Raw genomic sequence first — 16,613 nt, 5'->3', positions numbered from 1 at the left:
CTGACGGCATGACCTTCGACGCGAACGACGCCGCCGCCGGCGCCGACGGCATCCGGCGCGAGATCCTCACCTGGGACGACTTCGGCGATGCGGCACGCTCGCTCGCCGGGGAGGTGCTCGCCTCGGGCTTCCGGCCCGACGTCGTGATCGCGATCGCGCGCGGCGGGCTCCTGCTCGCGGGGGCGATCGCCTACGCGCTCGGCACGAAGTCGTGCGGTTCGATCAACGTCGAGTTCTACACGGGCGTCGACGAGCGCCTGCCCGAGCCGGTGCTGCACCCGCCCATGCTCGACGCCCCCGCGCTCGCCGGTCGGCGCGTGCTGCTCGTCGACGACGTCTCCGACTCCGGCCGGACGCTCCGCAAGGTCGTCGACCTGCTCTCCGACGCCGGCGCCGAGGTGCGGACCGCGACCCTGTACACGAAGTCGCACACCGTGCTCGCGCCCGACTACGACTACCGGCGCACCGACGACTGGATCGTCTTCCCGTGGTCGGCGCTGCCGCCCGTCGAGGCGGCGGCGGAGGCGGCCCGATGAGCGTGCACCTCGTCGGCGGCGGGTGGGACCCGGCCCACGCGGCATCCGTCTACGCCCCCTTCCTCGCCGAGGTCGCCGAGGCGGCCGGCCGGGCCGGTGCCGACCGCCCGCGCGTCGCGGTGCTGCTCGTCGCGCCCGACGACGAGGCGGAGGAACTCGCGGCCCGCTGGCGGGGCGTGCTCGAGTCCGTCGCCGACGTCGAGGCCGCGGTCACGGTGGTCCCGGAGGACGGCGCGTTCGAGTCGACGGCGCTCGCCGGGGCGCACGGCGCGCTGGTGGGCGGCGGGCTCACGCCCGCCTACCGGCGCGCGGTCGAACCGATCGCGGCGGAGCTGCGACGCCGCGCCGCGGCCGACGAGCCGTACCTCGGATTCTCCGCCGGGGCCGCGATCGCGTCGGACACGGCCCTGCTCGGCGGCTGGCGCATCGGCGGCGTGCCCGTCGCGCCGGAGGACGCCGGCGAGGACCTCGACGACGTCACGGTCGAGGCGGGCATCGGGCTCGTCGACCTCACCATCGACTGCCACGCGGCGCAGTGGGGCACCCTCACTCGGCTCATCGCCGCGACCGAGGCGCGCCTCGTCGACGGCGGCATCGCGATCGACGAGGACACGCTGTTCTCGATCGGCGCCGCGGGGCTCCGCGTCGCCGGCGCCGGCAGCGTGTGGAGCGTCACGTCCGACGGCGACGGCGTCTCGGTGCGGAGCATCTCCGGCTGATGGGACGAACGCTCCCGGAGCTCGCCGAGGCGGGGCTCATCGACGCGACGTGGGCCGAGGCGCTCGCCCCGGTCGCGGGCGACATCGCGCGCATGGGCGACCTGCTCCGCGCCGAGGTCGCCGCGGGGCGCGGCTACCTCCCCGCGGGGGACGCGGTGCTGCGCGCGTTCCGCCAGCCCGTGCCCGACGTGCGCGTCCTCATCGTCGGCCAGGACCCGTACCCGACGCCGGGGCATCCGATCGGCCTCTCATTCGCGGTCGAGCGTCACGTGCGGCCGCTCCCGCGGAGCCTCGCCAACATCTACCGCGAACTCGCCGACGACCTCGGCGTCCCGCCGGCCGCCCACGGCGACCTGGGGGCGTGGAGCACGCACGGCGTGATGCTGCTGAACCGGGTCCTCACCGTCCGGCCCGGCGAGCCCGCGTCGCATCGGGGCATGGGCTGGGAGCGCGTGACCGACCACGCGATCCGCACGCTCGTCTCGCGCGGCGGGCCGCTCGTGGCGATCCTCTGGGGTCGCGACGCGCAGTCGCTCGCGCCGGCGCTGGGCGAGGTCCCGCGCATCGAGTCGGCCCATCCCAGCCCGCTCTCGGCGAGCCGGGGGTTCTTCGGCTCGCGCCCGTTCAGCCGCGCGAACGACCTGCTGGTCGCGCAGGGAGGCGAGCCGGTCGACTGGGCGATCCCCGCCTGAGATCCGCACCGCGTCATCCGTCGGCAACGTCGCGCGCGTAGCATGGCGGGATGCTCGAGGAGGAATACCAGGCGCGCAGGCGACTGCCGCGGCACCTGCGCAAGGCCGAGGTGCCCGAGGCGCCGTTCTCCTTCGAGATCCGCCGCGCACGGGCCGCCGACCTGCCCGCCGTGCGCGAGATCTACAACTACTACGTCGCGAACTCGACCGTCACCTTCGACGAGGAGGCGATGACGCTCCGGGAGTGGAAGCAGAAGTTCGCCTACCTGAACCGGCTCGGCATGCCCTTCCTCGTCGCCGAGTCGCCCACGGGGCAGCTGCTCGGATACGCGCTGGTGACGCCGTGGAAGCAGAAGCGCGCCTACCGGTACACGGTCGAGAACTCGATCTACCTCGGCCCCGCGGCATCCGGCAAGGGGCTCGGGCGGGCGCTCCTCGGCGCCCTGATCGACGCGTCGAAGGAGGCCGGGCTGAAGGAGATGATCGCCGTCATCGCCGACCAGGGCGCCGACGCGTCGATCCGGCTCCACGAGCGGTTCGGCTTCCACGAGATCGGCCGCATGGGCCGGGTCGGGTTCAAGTTCGACCGCTGGCTCGGCACGGTGCTCCTGCAGAAGACCCTGAAGTAGCGGATGCCGCGGCCCGGCGTCACGCGAGCAGGATCTCGACGCTGCCCTGGAGGAACGGCAGCGCGCACGCGACGAACAGGCCCGACAGGCCGAACAGCGCGGGATGCGCGAGCGCGACGACGGTGCGCCGCAGCCCGGGGCGCTCGGCGAGCAGGTCCGCCGGCACGCCGTCGCCCGCCGGCAGTTCCCGCCAGCCGCGGATGCGCGCGAGGAACCAGGCGCAGCGGAGCACGAACGCCGCCCACAGCAGCCCGACCACGGTCGGCACGATGACGAGCATGATGTCGAGGCCGACCCCGACGATGTCGGCCTCCCGGCCCTCCGCGGCGAGCTGGATGACCGCGGAGATCGCGGCGCCGACCACGACCGAGAGGCTCCACGCGATCACGCCGATGACGAGCGCGACGTAGCGGATCGCGAAGTGTCCGAACACCGAGGAGATCTCGTCGAACCGCCGACGCGGCGTGGCGTGGAGCACGGCCACGGTCGCGGCGAGCGACGGCGCGACGAGGAGGGCGAGCAGCGCGCCGAGCACCCAGCCCGGCCAGCCGGCGGCGATCCCGGCAGCGGTCGCGACGGCGAGCAGCGCGCTCCAGGCGGCGCCCCAGGCGAGCGGATGCCGCGCCACGGCACCGGCGATGCGCGTGCCCGTCACCCCCGCCACGCGCGCCACTCTACCGGGGTGCTGCCGCGCAGCCCCGGTGCGTAGGCTCGGGGCGTGGCCGACCTGCACGACGACCTGCACGAGTACACCGCGCTGGAGCTGCACCAGCTGCTGCAGCGCGGCGACGTGACCCCGCTCGAGGCGACCGAGCACTACCTCGCTCGCATCGACCGCCTCGACCGCGAGGTCGGGGCGTTCGCGCACGTGACGCCGGAGGCGGCGCTCGAGCGGGCGCGGCTCGTCGAGCGCGACGTCGCGCACGCGGCGCCGCTCTGGGGGATGCCGCTGGCCGACAAGGACCTGCACCCGCGTGCGGGCGTGGTCACGTCGTACGGGTCGCGCGCCTACGCGGGCGACGTGCCCGACGAGTCGGACGACCTCGTCCGGGACGTGGACGCCGCCGGGGCGGTGAGCCTCGGCAAGACCGCGACGCCCGAGTTCGGCCTGCCGTCGTACACCGAGCCGCTCGCGGGCCGTCCCGCCCGAACCCCGTGGGACCTCTCCCTCGGCGCGGGCGGCTCGAGCGGTGGAGCGGCGGCGGCGGTCGCCGCGGGCATGCTCCCGTTCGCGCCGGGCAGCGACGGCGGGGGATCCATCCGCATCCCGGCCGCGTCCTGCGGGCTGGTGGGCGTGAAGCCCTCGCGCGGGCGGGTCCCCGCGGGATCCGGCATCGACCGCCTCGCCGGCCTCGGCGTGGTCGGCCCCCTCGCGCGGACGGTCGCGGACGCGGCGCTCCTCCTCGACGGCCTCATCGCGCCGCGGGGCTACCCGGCGCGGCATCCGTTCGCACTGCGCCCCCCGGGGGAGGACGGGCCGTACCTCGGGGCGGCGATCCGGGGCGAGGGACGGTTCCAGGTCGGCGTGATGCTCGACACGCCCTGGGACGACTTCACCGACATCCGCGTCGACGACGAACCGCGTGCGGCGGTCGAGCACGCGATCGCGCTGCTCGACCGGCTCGGGCACGGCGTCGAGGGGCTCGCGCCGGCGCCGGAGCCCGGCTACCCCGGCGCGTTCCGGACCGTCTGGCAGGCCGGCGCCGCGGGGATCGTCGTCCCGGACGGGTCCGACGACGCGCTCGAACCGCTCACGCGCTGGCTCGTCGAACGGGGGCGGGAGCGCACCGCGGGCGAGCTCGCCGAGGCGCTGGGGTGGCTCGCGGGCTTCGAGCGGCGCACGATCGCGCGGTTCTCGGCGGTCGACGTGGTCCTCACGCCGGCGCTCGCGATGACCCCGCGCCCCGTCGGCTGGTACGACGCGGATGACGCGGAGGAGAACTTCGCGCAGCAGGTGCGGTTCACGCCGTACACGTCGTTCGTCAACGTCGCGGGGCTGCCCGCGCTAACGCTGCCCGTGCACGACACGGAGGCCGGCCTGCCGATCGGCGTCCAGCTCATCGGCCGACCGGGTGGCGAGTCGACCCTCTTCGCGCTCGCGGCGCAGCTCGAGCGGGCGGCTCGGCGGGGCCGACGCCGTCCGCCCGTCTGGTGACGGACGCCCGCGGACGCGTCGCCGCGTCGCCGCGTCGCCGTGGTGTCATCCGCCTCGATCGGTGTGCAAGACTTAGGTAATGCTTACCTCACTTGCTGAAGCCGCCGCGCCCGCGCGTCCGCGTCCCGCCTACCGCGGCTTCCGGGCGAGGGTGGCCCGTGTCAGGCGGCTCACGCCGCACTTCACGCGCGTCACGTTCGCGGGCGAGGAGCTCGCCGGGTTCGGCACCGCCGGGCTCGACCAGCGGGTGAAGGTCGTGCTGCCGCTCGAGGCATCCGGGTTCGCGCACTTCCCCGCCGGCGAGGACTGGTATTCCGCGTGGCGCGAGCTGCCCGCCGAGCACCGGAACCCGTTCCGCACGTACACGATCCGCTCGGTGCGTCCCGACGTCCGCGAGGTCGACGTCGACTTCGTCGCGCACGGCGACGCCGGGCCGGGCTCGGCCTGGGCGACCAGGGCGCGGTCGGGCGACGAGATCGTGCTCGTCGGCCCCGACGAGCTGAGCGAGGGTCGCACGATCGGCATCGACTGGCGCCCGGGCGCGGTCGACACCGTGCTGCTCGCGGGCGACGAGACCGCGGCGCCTGCGATCTGCGCGATCCTCGAGTCGCTTCCCGCCGACGCCGAGGGCGCCGCGATCATCGAGGTCCCGAGCGCCGAGGACGCGCTCGAGGTCGCCGCGCCGGCCGGCGTCGAGGTGCGCTGGCTCCCTCGCGCGGACGCGCAGGCGCACGGCGAACGGCTCGTCCCCGCGGTCCGCGACTGGGTCGCCCGCACGTGCTGGCTCCGCGACTGCGCCGACCCCGCATCGGCGGCCGCCGAGTCCGCGCGCCGCACGCTCGCCGAGCTCGAGGCCGCGGCCGACGCCGACGGCATCCTCTGGGACGTGCCCGAGGGCACGAGCCTCGACGGCGACTGCTACGCCTGGCTCGCCGGCGAGGCATCCGTCATCACGGCGCTCCGCCGGTTCCTCGTGCGCGAGGCCGGGCTCGACCGCCGCCAGGTGGCGTTCATGGGGTATTGGCGGCGGGGCCGCGCCGAACTGGCGTGAGCGCCGCATCCGCCCGGGTGGAGGCGTCGCCGTCGGCGGCGCCCGTGGCGCGCGATCCCTCGGGTCGCCGTCGAGCAGCGGCCGGCCGGCCGCACACCCGCCGTGCGGTGCTCGTGCTGGTCGGCAGCGTGATCGCGCTCATCGTCGTCGTCGCGGCGAGCCTCGCGCTCGGCGTGCGGACGATCGACCCCGCCGAGGTCTGGCAGGCGCTCGTCGCACCCGATCTCGCGGACCCCGACCAGGCCGTGGTGGTGCAGCTGCGGATCCCGCGGACCGTGATCGGCATCGCCGCCGGGATCGCGCTCGGACTCGCGGGGACGCTCATCCAGGGCGTGACCCGCAACCCGATCGCCGATCCGGGCCTCCTCGGCATCAACGCCGGCGCGTCGCTCGCGGTCGTGCTCTGCATCTCGCTGCTCGGCGTCACGGCGCCGCTCGGCTTCATCTGGTTCGCGTTCGCGGGCGCGACGGCGGCCGCCGCCGTCGTCTTCGCGATCGGCGGGGCGCAGCCGGTCCGGCTGGCGCTCGTCGGAGCCGCGCTCACCGCCCTCCTCACGCCGCTCATCGCGCTCGTGCTGCTGCGCGACACCGAGGCGTTCAACCAGTACCGCTTCTGGGCGGTCGGCTCGCTCACCGGGCGGGACCTGTCGACCGTCGCCGCGCTGTGGCCGTTCCTCGCGGTCGGCGTGGTGCTCGCCGCGGCGCTCGCCCACCGGCTGAACCTCCTCGCGCTCGGCGACGACGTGGCCTCCGCGCTGGGCCAGCGCGTCGCGGTCACGCGCGGCGTCGCCGGCCTCGCGCTCGTGCTCCTGTGCGGCACCGCGGTCGCCTTCGCCGGCCCGATCGCGCTCATCGGGCTCGTCGTGCCGCACGCGGCGCGGCGCCTGGTCGGCAGCGACTACCGCTGGATCACCGCGCTCGCGCTCGTCCTCGGGCCGATCATGCTGCTCTCGGCCGACGTCATCGGGCGCCTGGTCGTGCCGAACGCCGAGTTGGAGGCCGGGGTCGTCGCCGCGTTCCTCGGGGCGCCGGTGCTCATCGCGATCGCACGCAGCCGACGGGTGGCCGGGCTGTGACGGCGGACGTGCGCATCGCGCGGGCCGGCGAGCCCGTCGACGCCGTGGGGATCGGGGCCGTGCGGCGCGCGGACCGACGGCGCCGCGTCGCGGTCGTGGTCATCGGCGCGGGCCTCGCCGTCGCGGTCGCGCTCGCGGCGCTCTCCTTCGGCGCGGCGGGCGTCACGCCCGATCGCGTCCTGGCGGTCATCCTCGGCGGCGGGGACCGCCTCGACCGCTTCGTGGTGCTCGACCTGCGGCTCCCGCGGATCGTCGCCGCGCTCGTCGTGGGCGTCGCGTTCGCGCTGGCCGGGGCGGTCTTCCAGTCCACGCTGCGCAATCCGCTCGCGAGTCCGGACATCCTCGGCGTTTCGGCCGGCGCGAGCCTCGGCGCGGTCTGGGCGATCCTCGGCCTCGGCGCCGGCGGCGCGATCGTCGCGGGCTTCGCCTTCGGCGGCGGCCTCGTCGTGGCGGTCGTGATCTGGCTCGCCGCCTGGCGGCAGGGCCTGCACGGCGTGCGGTTCGTGCTGGTCGGCGTCGGCATGGCCTACCTGTGCGGGTCCACGGTCGCGTGGCTGCTCGCGCGCGCCGAGGTGCGCGAGGCCCAGACGGCGCTGCACTGGACGGTCGGCAGCGTGGCCGACGTCCGCGGCGACGAGCTCTGGCTCCTCGTCGTCGGGACGGCGGCGTGCGGGGGCGTCCTGGCGTTCCTCGGGCGAGTGCTGCGACCCCTGGCGCTCGGTGACGACCACGCCCGCGCGCTCGGGGTCCGGGCGGATGCCGCGCGCGTCGCGCTGCTCGTCGTCGCGGTCGCCCTCGTGGCGCTCGCGACCTCGGTCGCCGGCCCGATCGCGTTCGTCGCCCTCATCGCCCCGGCCGTCGCGCGGCGGCTCGTCGGTCGCGGGGGAGCGGCGATCGCCGCGTCCGCGGCCGTGGGCGGCGTGCTCACGCTCGGCGCCGACGTCGCCGGCCAGTTCGCGATCCCCGGCTTCACCGCGCCGCTCGGCATCGTCACGGGCGTGATCGGCGCGCCGTACCTGCTGTGGCTGCTGTCCCGTACCGAGAGGAGCCGCGCATGAGCGCCCTTCCCGTTCCCGCACCCGCGCCGGCGGCGGGGCTCGTCGCCGAGGGCGTGAGCCTCGGCTACGACGGCCGACGCGTCATCGAGGGGCTCGACCTCGCCGTCCCGCCCGGCCGCATCACCGCGATCGTCGGGCCGAACGCCTGCGGCAAGTCGACGCTCCTGCGAGGGCTCGCCCGCCTGCACCCGCTCGAGGCGGGCCGCGTGCTGCTCGACGGCAGGGACGCCTCGCGTCTCCCGCGCCGCGACGTCGCGCGGCGGATCGGGGTCCTGCCGCAGTCGTCCGTCGCGCCCGACGGCGTGCGCGTCGCCGACCTCGTCGCGCGCGGCCGCTACCCGCACCAGGGCTGGTTCGGACGGCACTCGAGCGACGACGACGCGGTGGTCGCCGAGGCGCTGGCCGCCACCGGCATCGCCGACCTCGCCGGGCGGCCGATCGAGGAGCTCTCCGGAGGGCAGCGCCAGCGCGTGTGGATCGCCATGGTGCTCGCCCAGCAGACCGACGTCGTGCTGCTCGACGAGCCGACGACGTTCCTCGACGTCGCGCACCAGCTGGAGCTGCTCGACCTGCTGACCGCGCTCAACCGCGAGCGGGGCACCACGGTCGTCATGGTGCTGCACGAGCTGAACCTCGCCGCGCGCTACGCCGACCACCTCGTGGTGATGTCGGCCGGTCGGATCGCCGCCGAAGGCGATCCGGGCTCGGTGCTCACCGCCGGCACCGTGCGCGAGGCGTTCGGCCTCGACGCGCGCGTGATCCCGGATCCCGTGTCGGGGAGCCCGCTCGTCGTGCCGATCGGCCGGTTCCACTCGGCAGACGACCGCATGTGACCGCCGACGTGCGGGATGTCGTGAGTTAGGTTAGCCTAGCCTTACCAACCCACTCTGAACCAAGGAGCATCCGTGCGTCTTCGACGTTCCCTGATCGCCGTGGCCGGCGCCGCCGTCACCGCGCTCGCCCTCTCCGCCTGCTCGGGCGCCGCCGCCGACCCGACCGAGGGCGGCACGGGCTCGGAGGCCGCCGAGGGCTTCCCCGTCACGATCGAGCACGCCTTCGGCGAGACGATCGTCGACGACGAGCCCGAGCGCGTCGCGACCTGGGGCTGGGGCTCCACCGAGGCCGCGATCGCCGTCGGCGTGTACCCGGTCGCCATCGCCGAGCAGGCCTGGACCGTGGGCGAGGGCAACTACCTGCCCTGGGTCGAGGCGGCGTACGAGGAGGCCGGCGAAGAGCTCCCCGCGCTCATCCCCGACCCCGAGGGCGGCGCGACCATCCCCTACGAGGAGTTCATCGCGGCCGAGCCCGACCTGATCCTCGCCCCGTACTCCGGCATCACCGAGGAGCAGTACGCCACGCTGTCGGAGATCGCCCCCGTCGTCGCCTACCCGGAGGCGCCGTGGACCACTCCGTGGGACCGGACCATCGAGATCACGGCCGAGGCGCTCGGGCGTGCCGACGAGGGCGAGGCGGTGCTGCAGGGCATCTCCGACGGCCTCGCCGAGCAGGCGGCGGCGCACCCCGACTTCGCCGGCACGACCTTCGCCGGCGTCTGGGACGGGGACGGCTTCGTCTACGTCTACACGGCCGCGGACTCGCGCATCGAGGTGCTGACCGAGCTCGGGCTCGAGGTCGCCCCGAGCGTCTCCGAGCTCGACACCAGCGACGGCGGCTTCTTCTACGAGCTCAGCTACGAGCAGCTCGACCAGCTCGACGCCGACGTCATCGTCAGCTACCACAGCACGAAGGAGGAGGCGGACGCCTTCCTCGCCAAGCCCGAGCTGCAGGCGATCCCCGCGGTCGCCGCCGGCAGGGTCGCCCAGGTCTACGACCCCGTGACGGTCTCGTCCGTCTCGCCGCCGACGGCGCTGAGCTTCGACTGGGAGGGCGGCCTGCCCGCCCTCGTAGACGCGATCGCGGGCGTCGTCGAGCAGTGACCGAGCGCTGAACGCGAGCTGCGGGCCGGGTCCACGAGGGGCCCGGCCCGCGGTCCGTTCCGGGGGCCGAGCGGATGCCGCCGCGGGGCGCCCGGCGTCAGCGGGCGGTCGACCGCCTGCGCCGCGGCAGGTACCCGCCGGCTTCGAGCCCGGCCTCGATCTCGAACCGGTTCGTCAGCGGGTTCCGTCCCGACATCCAGTACAGGATCGGGAACAGCAGGCCGTACGTGCGCCACTGCTCCCGGTGCACGGCCTCATGCCCGAGCACGGTGTCGGAGGCGTTCTCCGCGGTCAGGTAGCAGCCGCCGACGCACGAGCCGCCGCGCCCGAACGTCCAGCGAGGCATCCCCCGGAACACGATGAGGCCGCGCCGCACCTCGATGCGCCCCCGGCTCCAGAGGAAGCCCCAGGCGAAGCCGACGGCCGTCGCCCACCAGTAGCCCGCGACGCTGATGGGGGAGTCGGTGAGCCGCACGCGCACCATCCGGCTCACGCGCGGGCCTCCGGGCGGCCGTCGGCCTCGAGGAGACGCAACCAGACCTCGCTCAGGGTCGGGAACGCCGGCACCGCATGCCACAGGCGGGACACGGGCACCTCGCCCACGATCGCGATCGTCGCCTGCTGCACGAGCTCGGAGACGCCCTGCCCGACGAACGTGGCGCCGACGACGACGTCGCGCTCCGCGTCGATCACGAGTCGCGCCCGCCCGCGGTAGTCGTCGGCGAGGATGCCCGCGCCGCTCACGCTCGAGAACGGCACCTCCGGCGTCCGCACCGACAGCCCCTGCTTCGCCGCCTCGGCGCTCGTGAGGCCGACGCTGCCGACCTCCGGGTCCGAGAACACGACGCTCGGCACGGCCGTGTGGTCGGCGGTCGCCGCGTGCACCCCGTACCGGCCGGCATCCACCGGGCGGCCGAGGGCACGAGCGCCGATGACGTCGCCCGCTGCGCGGGCCTGGTACTTGCCCTGGTGCGTGAACTCCGCCCGGCCCACGACGTCGCCCGCCGCGTACAGCCACGGCGACCCGTCGACGACGGGGACCGCGGTCGCGGCGAGGGTGTCGTCGACGTCGATCGGCGCTCCCGGTGCGAGGCCGGCGGTCTCGAGCCCGATCCCGGTGGACCGGGGGCGACGCCCGGTCGCGACGAGCACCTCGTCGGCGGTGAGCGTCGAGCCGTCGTCGAGCTCGAGGGCGACCTCGCCCGACGCGGACCGCTCGACCCGGCGCGCGCTGACCCCGAAGCGGACGTCGACGCCGAGGTCGGCGAGGCCCTCGCCCACCGCCTCGGCGGCGAACGGCTCGAGGGAGCCCAGCAGTCCGCTACGGACGAGCATCGTCACCTCCGAGCCGAGCCCCGCGTACGCGGTCGCCATCTCGACCGCGACGACGCCGCCCCCGATGATCGCCAGGCGCCCGGGCACCCGGTGCGAGCTCGTGGCGTCGCGGCTCACCCACGGTTCGGCGTCCGCGAGCCCGGGGATGTCCGGGACCACCGGATCCGAGCCCGTGCAGACCGCCACCGCGTGTCGCGCGACGAGCTCCTCCTCCGGGCCGCCGTCGGACGGAGCGACGACGACTCGACGCTCACCGGCGAGGCGCCCGTGGCCGCGCACGAGCACGGCGCCGATGCCGGTCAGCCAGTGCACGCCCCCCGCGTCGCGCCAGTCGGAGGTCCAGTAGTCGCGGCGCCGGAAGGTCGCGTCGGCGTCGAGCGCCCCCGTCACGGCCTCGGCCGCGCCCGGTACCCGCTGCGCCGCCCGACGCGCGAGCCCGCTGCGCAGCAGCGTCTTGGAGGGCACGCAGGCCCAGAAGGTGCACTCGCCGCCGACCAGCTGGTGCTCCACGACCGCGACCTCGAGACCGGCGGCGCGCGCCCGGTCGGCCACGTTCTCGCCGACCGCCCCCGCCCCGAGCACGATGAGGTCGAACTCCCTGGCCATCCGGGCCCCCTTCCCGCCGGATCGCTCCCGGCCACCTCGCCAGCCTAGGGAGCGGATGCCGCGAGCGGAACGGCCCGATCCCACCGGCCTCCCGGCGGGCGGGCCGTGCGGCCCTCCGCTCAGCGAGCGCCGGACGCGAGTGCGCCGATGAGGCGGAGGATCGTGGGCAGGTCGTCGAGCGCCGCCTCGGGCGACGAGGGCGCGAAGCCGGCGATCGAGGCGCCGGCGAGCGGGACGTCGGCGACGACGGTGCGGACCAGGGCCACCAGGTCGTCGGGATCGGCGCCGAACGGCAGCGGGTACGACAGGCCGGCGATCGCGGACGGATCGAGCACGTCGAGGTCGACGTGGACGTAGACCCGCGAGGCGCCCGTCGCGAAGATCGCATCGACGATCGCCGCCGGCTCCCGGAAGCGGTCCACGTCGAGCATCGAGATCCCGTGCTCCTCGATGTACGCCTCCTCGCCCGCGTCGAGCGCCCGAACGCCCGCGAGGACGAGCCTCGACGGGGCGACCCGTTCGCCGTCGCGCAGAGCCAGCCCCTCGGCGCCCTCGCCCGCGATGGCCCGGAGCACCATCCCGTTGAACGCGCCGGACGGGCTCGTCTCGGGGGAGTTGAGGTCGGGATGCGCGTCGAGCCACAGCACGGCGAGCGAGTCGGCGTCGCCCGCCGTCGCGGTCGCGACGGACGCCAGCGCGATGCCGCAGTCGCCGCCGATCGCGATCGGGGTGCTCCCGAGGCCCCGCATCGCCTCGCGCATCAGGTCGCCCACGCGGCGCAGGGCGCTGTACCGGTGCACCCCGGTGCCGAGCGCATCGCCGGCCTCGACGGGCACGTCGACGACGACGGTGGCGGCGGAGGGGAGGTCCCCGCTGATGGCGTGCGCCCCGTCGGCGTGGCTCATCGCACGCGCGGAGACGGAACCCTGCCATTCGGGGACGACGACGAAGGCGGCCGGCATGGTTCCCAGTATGTTCCTCGCGGCATCCGGGCGCGAGCGATGACCGGGACGCCGGGCGGCGGACCGATCCGCCGGCGTGGGGCGATCGCCGTCAGTCCTGGTCGGGGAACCGCACGAGCCCGGCCTGGACGGCGATGCCCACCGAGGCCACCGCCATGAAGCCGAGTCCGAGCAGGGAGGCGACGGTGGTCGACGCGATCACCGCGATGCCGCTGAGACCGAGCAGGACGAGCGTCGCCCACCACGCCCACCGCTTCCGGGTGAGCCCCGTCGCGAGCGCTGCGGCGACGAGCAGGGCGAGCCGGCCCCAGAGGTCGAGCGGGGTGAAGACGGGCGTCGTCGACGTCGACAGGAGCGCGCCCGCGAGGAGCAGGAGGCTCCAGCTCGCGAACAGGCGCGTGCTGAACCGCCGGGGCGGCACGGTGCGCGGCGGCCCGCCCGGCGGGTGCTCGACGACGACGCGCCCGGTCGGGCGGTCGCCGGTCGTGCCGATCCGGGCCTCGGACAGCAGCCGGTAGGCGCGCGCGACCTCGATGAACCGCGCGCTCGCCTCGCGCACGTCGGCGTTCGGCGCTCCGACGAAGCGGTCGGGGTGCAACTCGCGCGCGAGGCGCCGGTACGCCCGGTCGAGCTCCGCCTGATCGGCGCCGGGCTCGACCCCGAGCACGCGCGCCGCCTCGTCGGGGGTCATGCTCCGCACCTCCCTCGTGAGCGGAGTCCGGGCCGTCTCCCGGCCGTCGGCGCCGGTCGGGGGTTCGGATGCCGCGGGGTCGCCGTCGCAGCGGCGCCGCCCCGCGGCATCCGCACCCGATCAGGAACCGGAGATCTGGCCCTGGGCGCCCCCGGTCTTCAGCGCGGCGAGCCGCGCCTCGACCTCGGTCAGCTCGCCGAGGTCGTCGAGCTCGTTGAACTGCGCGTCGATGCTCGACGCCGCCAGCTCGGCCTGACCGCGCGCCTTGGCCTCCTCGCGGCGGACCTTGTCCTCGAAGCGGCCGAGCTCGCTGGTCGGATCGAGGATGTCGATCGACTTCACGGCCTCGTGCACCTGCTGCTGCGCCGCGGCCGTCTTCGACCGCGCGATGAGCTCGCTGCGCTTGTTCTTCAGCTCGACGAGCTTCTGCTTCATGCCGTTGAGGCCCGACTTGAGCTTCTCCACGACCTCGGTCTGCGCCGCGATCTGCGGCTCCGCGGCGCGTGCCTCGTTCTCCGAGGAGATCTGGCGGCTGAGGGCGACCTTGGCGAGGTTGTCGAACTTGTCGGCGCCCGCGGTGTCGCCCGCGGTGCGGAGTTCGTCGGCCTTGCGGCTCGCCGCGAGGGCCTTGTCGCCCCACTCGCGCGCCGCGGTGACGTCCTCGCGGTGGTCGTCCTCCAGCAGTCGCAGGTTGCCGATCGTCTCGGCGATGGCGGCCTCGGCGTCGGCGATCGAGTTGGTGAAGTCGCGCACCATCTGGTCGAGCATGACCTCGGGGTCCTCGGCCTGGTCGATGAGCGCGTTGACGTTGGCTCGCAGGAGCTGCGAGATCCGTCCGAAGATGGACTGCTTGGTCATGGGTGGTGTCCTTCCGTTGGTGATCGAACTGGGTCATCGGTCGGGCGGCGTCAGAAGCGGCCCCCGCTTCCTCGCCTCGAGCGCGTCGCGGACCCGCCGAAGCTGCCCGGGGCGCGTCGGCCTCCGCCGAACCCGCCGGGGATCCCGCCTCCGCCGAATCCTCCGCCGCGCCGTCCGCCGCCGAGCATGGAGTCGATGAGGATGCCACCCAGGACGGCGCCGACGAGGTCGCCGCCGCTCGCGCCACGGCCCTGCGGGACGCCGAGGCCGCCGGCCGCAGCACCGCCGTAGGCGCCGCCGAACCCGCCGACGTCGCGTTGGGCGAGGCTCATCGCCTGTCCGGCGAGCTGGTCCGCTCGCTGGGCCGCGGCGAGCGCACGGGCGGCGTCGGTCGCCGTGAGCGACTGCGCCTCGACGACGAGCCGGCCGGCCTCGGCCAGTCGCGTGCGGGCCTCGGCGCCGACCGCGCCGCGGCGTGCGACCAGGTAGTCCTCCGCCGCCTGCACGCGGGAGCGCGCGGAGAGCAGCGCCCGGTCGAGCTCGGCCCGCGCGCGCTGGGCCTGCACGGCCGCGTCGCGCGCGCCCGCGATCGCGGCGTCGATCTCGCGGTTGACCGCATCGAGTCGCGCGGCGAGCTCGTGCGGTGACCGGCCGGCGCGGCCGAGGTCGGCGCGCAGCGCGTCCGCCTCGGCCTCGACGCGGTCGGCGAGGCCGCCGAGCGCCGCGTCGGACATGCCGCGTGCGGTGCGCACGTCGGCGTCGAGGTCGGCGATGCCGGCGGCGACGGCACGGTCGCCGTCGTCGAGGTCGGCCGCGAGCCGCTCGACCGCGGCCGCGAGCAGTCGCGCCTGGTCCGCGGCCTCCTCGGCGGCTCGGATGTCCACCGCAGCGGCGCCGGTCTCGCCCCGGCCGAGCGCGGCGGCGGCCTCGGAGGCGGAGTCGCGGGCGAACGCGATGCGCGCCCGGGCCTGCTCGGGGTTGTCGGCGACGGAGGCCAGCGCGGTCGGCGCGTACTGGGACGACAGGGCCTGCAGCCGGGCCGCGGCGGGGGCGATCCCCGACTCCGCGGCGCGGATCGACGCCTCCACCTCCGCGAGGGCCTGCGGGGCGTTCTGCTCGAGCGCGCGCAGGGCGTCGAAGCGGTCGGCCTGCGCGTCGAGCAGTCCCTCCGCCTCCTCCGTCAGGCGGAGGATTCCGGCGTACCACTCCCGTTGCTGCGCCTCGGTGTCGGGCTCGTGGTCGTCGAGTCGTTGCTGCAGGCCGAAGGCCTCGCGCACCTTGGCGGTCGCCGCGGCGAGTGCGGCGCGGAAGTCGGCGGTGGCGTCGTCGCCGAAGGAGGCGACGGCGAAGCCGAGCTCCTCCTCGCTGGTCTTCACGGCGTCGTCGGCGCCGATGAGCGCGCCGCCCGCCCGTCGTCGGAGCTCGTCGATCGGAACCGGAGGCGGCCCTTCCGCAGGCGGCGCGCCGGCCCGGCCGCGCCGCCGTGCGATCACGATCGCGATGACGACGGCCGCGGCCGCGACCACGAGGAGGGCGATCCAGAGCCAGCCGAGCCCGCCGCCCGGGGCGCCGCCGCCCCCGATCGCCTCGGCCCCGGCGATGGCCGCGGCCGCCCAGTCGCCGTCGCGCAGGTGCGGCTCGACGACCTCGACGGCGATGCGGTCGACGTCGGCAGCCGACAGCGAGGCGTCCTCGGCGGCGGAGAGGTGGTAGGCGCGACCGTCGATCGCGACCGCGAGCAGGTAGTCCTCGCTGCCCATGTTGTTGTCGTTGGCGGTCTCCGTCGCCCACGATCCGGCGTCGGCCGGATCCTCGAACTCGCCCACGTACGCCACGAACAACTGCCGGCCACTCCGGTCGGCCGCCTCGTCGATCGCGGCCTCGACCTCGCGCTCCTCGTCCGGGGTCAGCGCTCCCGCCGTGTCGACGACCGGGCTCGCGCCGAACTCGACGGGCTGCTCCGCGTACGCGGCCGCGGGGGACTGGAGCAGGGTCAGCGCGACCAGGACGGCGACGGCGATCGAACCCGTGCGAACCGACCGCATGCGACAGTGCCCTTCCCCTCGGAGCCGATGTCTGGAGTCTATTGGGGTGCTCCGAGGAGCGTCCACGGGTTCCGGGCGGACGCTCAGCAGCGGCCCGGCCGAGCGCATCCGACCGACCTGCGGACGCGACGAGCCCGGATACGGAACGAGCCCGGACCCTCAGCAGGCTGAGTGGACCGGGCTCTTCACGACGTGCCCCCGGAGGTGTCTGAGTTCACGACATGTGTCACAGGTGATACGTCGCTCATGTCTCGTGACATAGG

16 protein-coding genes and 1 pseudogene are annotated in these 16,613 nt (G+C 75.3%); 10 read left to right on the top strand and 7 right to left on the bottom strand.

The features are described from left to right. Nucleotides 1-8 precede the first annotated feature (8 nt). The 4 genes from GLX25_RS07470 to GLX25_RS07455 are packed head-to-tail and all read left to right on the top strand — an operon-like array spanning nucleotide 9 to nucleotide 2,576. A complete protein-coding gene (locus tag GLX25_RS07470; protein WP_155841767.1) occupies nucleotides 9-536 on the top strand; it encodes a phosphoribosyltransferase in 528 nt (175 codons plus the stop codon). Next, nucleotides 533-1,255, top strand: a complete 723-nt coding sequence (locus GLX25_RS07465) for a type 1 glutamine amidotransferase family protein (RefSeq protein ID WP_155841764.1) — start codon at nucleotides 533-535, stop codon at nucleotides 1,253-1,255. Before GLX25_RS07470 ends, GLX25_RS07465 begins: the two co-directional genes overlap by 4 nt. Further along, a complete protein-coding gene (locus GLX25_RS07460) occupies nucleotides 1,255-1,947 on the top strand; it encodes a uracil-DNA glycosylase (RefSeq protein ID WP_155841762.1) in 693 nt (230 codons plus the stop codon). Before GLX25_RS07465 ends, GLX25_RS07460 begins: the two co-directional genes overlap by 1 nt. 50 nt (nucleotides 1,948-1,997) lie before the next feature. Next, nucleotides 1,998-2,576, top strand: coding sequence for a GNAT family N-acetyltransferase (locus GLX25_RS07455; protein ID WP_155841760.1), 579 nt, complete (start codon nucleotides 1,998-2,000; stop codon nucleotides 2,574-2,576). Between the two features lie 19 nt (nucleotides 2,577-2,595). Here GLX25_RS07455 and GLX25_RS07450 read toward each other — a convergent pair whose 3' ends face one another. Beyond that, nucleotides 2,596-3,240 carry a hypothetical protein gene (locus tag GLX25_RS07450; protein ID WP_155841758.1) on the bottom strand — a complete coding sequence of 215 codons (645 nt, stop codon included), beginning with the start codon at nucleotides 3,238-3,240 and terminating at the stop codon, nucleotides 2,596-2,598. Between the two features lie 54 nt (nucleotides 3,241-3,294). On the opposite strand from GLX25_RS07450, the gene GLX25_RS07445 reads away from it, so the two are divergent. The 6 genes from GLX25_RS07445 to GLX25_RS07420 all read left to right on the top strand — a co-directional run bounded on the left by GLX25_RS07445 (nucleotide 3,295) and on the right by GLX25_RS07420 (nucleotide 9,853). Next, nucleotides 3,295-4,731 carry an amidase gene (locus GLX25_RS07445; protein WP_271192509.1) on the top strand — a complete coding sequence of 479 codons (1,437 nt, stop codon included), beginning with the start codon at nucleotides 3,295-3,297 and terminating at the stop codon, nucleotides 4,729-4,731. 79 nt (nucleotides 4,732-4,810) lie between these two features. After that, the gene (locus GLX25_RS07440; protein ID WP_155841756.1) at nucleotides 4,811-5,782 is read left to right on the top strand and encodes a siderophore-interacting protein; all 972 of its coding nucleotides are present in this window, start codon (nucleotides 4,811-4,813) and stop codon (nucleotides 5,780-5,782) included. Further along, entirely contained in the window at nucleotides 5,779-6,858 is a 1,080-nt protein-coding gene (locus GLX25_RS07435) for a FecCD family ABC transporter permease (RefSeq protein WP_271192510.1), read from the top strand. Before GLX25_RS07440 ends, GLX25_RS07435 begins: the two co-directional genes overlap by 4 nt. Then, nucleotides 6,855-7,916, top strand: a complete 1,062-nt coding sequence (locus GLX25_RS07430; RefSeq protein ID WP_271192511.1) for a FecCD family ABC transporter permease — start codon at nucleotides 6,855-6,857, stop codon at nucleotides 7,914-7,916. The genes GLX25_RS07435 and GLX25_RS07430 overlap by 4 nt, the downstream gene beginning before the upstream one ends. Continuing rightward, on the top strand, nucleotides 7,913-8,749 hold the full coding sequence (locus tag GLX25_RS07425; RefSeq protein WP_155841754.1) for an ABC transporter ATP-binding protein: 837 nt from the start codon (nucleotides 7,913-7,915) through the stop codon (nucleotides 8,747-8,749). Before GLX25_RS07430 ends, GLX25_RS07425 begins: the two co-directional genes overlap by 4 nt. 72 nt (nucleotides 8,750-8,821) lie before the next feature. After that, nucleotides 8,822-9,853: an iron-siderophore ABC transporter substrate-binding protein gene (locus tag GLX25_RS07420; RefSeq protein WP_166548577.1), complete on the top strand. Its 1,032-nt coding sequence runs from the start codon at nucleotides 8,822-8,824 to the stop codon at nucleotides 9,851-9,853. A gap of 97 nt (nucleotides 9,854-9,950) precedes the next feature. Here the strand turns inward: GLX25_RS07420 and GLX25_RS07415 are convergent, their stop codons facing one another. From GLX25_RS07415 to GLX25_RS19130, 6 genes and pseudogenes are all read right to left on the bottom strand, one after another. Further along, nucleotides 9,951-10,337 carry a Fe-S oxidoreductase gene (locus GLX25_RS07415; protein WP_155841967.1) on the bottom strand — a complete coding sequence of 129 codons (387 nt, stop codon included), beginning with the start codon at nucleotides 10,335-10,337 and terminating at the stop codon, nucleotides 9,951-9,953. Between the two features lie 5 nt (nucleotides 10,338-10,342). Continuing rightward, nucleotides 10,343-11,794 (bottom strand): dihydrolipoyl dehydrogenase family protein, encoded by a 1,452-nt coding sequence (locus GLX25_RS07410; protein WP_155841750.1) that lies wholly within the window; start codon nucleotides 11,792-11,794, stop codon nucleotides 10,343-10,345. Nucleotides 11,795-11,913: 119 nt separating this feature from the next. Further along, nucleotides 11,914-12,819 (bottom strand): annotated as a pseudogene (locus GLX25_RS07405) (arginase family protein); the annotation flags it as partial. A gap of 28 nt (nucleotides 12,820-12,847) precedes the next feature. Then, the gene (locus GLX25_RS07400; RefSeq protein WP_155841746.1) at nucleotides 12,848-13,447 is read right to left on the bottom strand and encodes a J domain-containing protein; all 600 of its coding nucleotides are present in this window, start codon (nucleotides 13,445-13,447) and stop codon (nucleotides 12,848-12,850) included. 120 nt (nucleotides 13,448-13,567) lie between these two features. Beyond that, nucleotides 13,568-14,305 (bottom strand): PspA/IM30 family protein, encoded by a 738-nt coding sequence (locus tag GLX25_RS07395; RefSeq protein WP_155841744.1) that lies wholly within the window; start codon nucleotides 14,303-14,305, stop codon nucleotides 13,568-13,570. Between the two features lie 50 nt (nucleotides 14,306-14,355). Further along, nucleotides 14,356-16,350, bottom strand: a complete 1,995-nt coding sequence (locus GLX25_RS19130) for a TPM domain-containing protein (RefSeq protein WP_166548576.1) — start codon at nucleotides 16,348-16,350, stop codon at nucleotides 14,356-14,358. Between the last annotated feature and the right edge of the window lie 263 nt (nucleotides 16,351-16,613).

Origin of the sequence: Agromyces luteolus (assembly GCF_009729855.1) — a bacterium.
Classification (GTDB): domain Bacteria; phylum Actinomycetota; class Actinomycetes; order Actinomycetales; family Microbacteriaceae; genus Agromyces; species Agromyces luteolus.
Note: the sequence above shows the minus strand (reverse complement) of the source record. Positions and strands in the feature narration are given on the sequence as shown.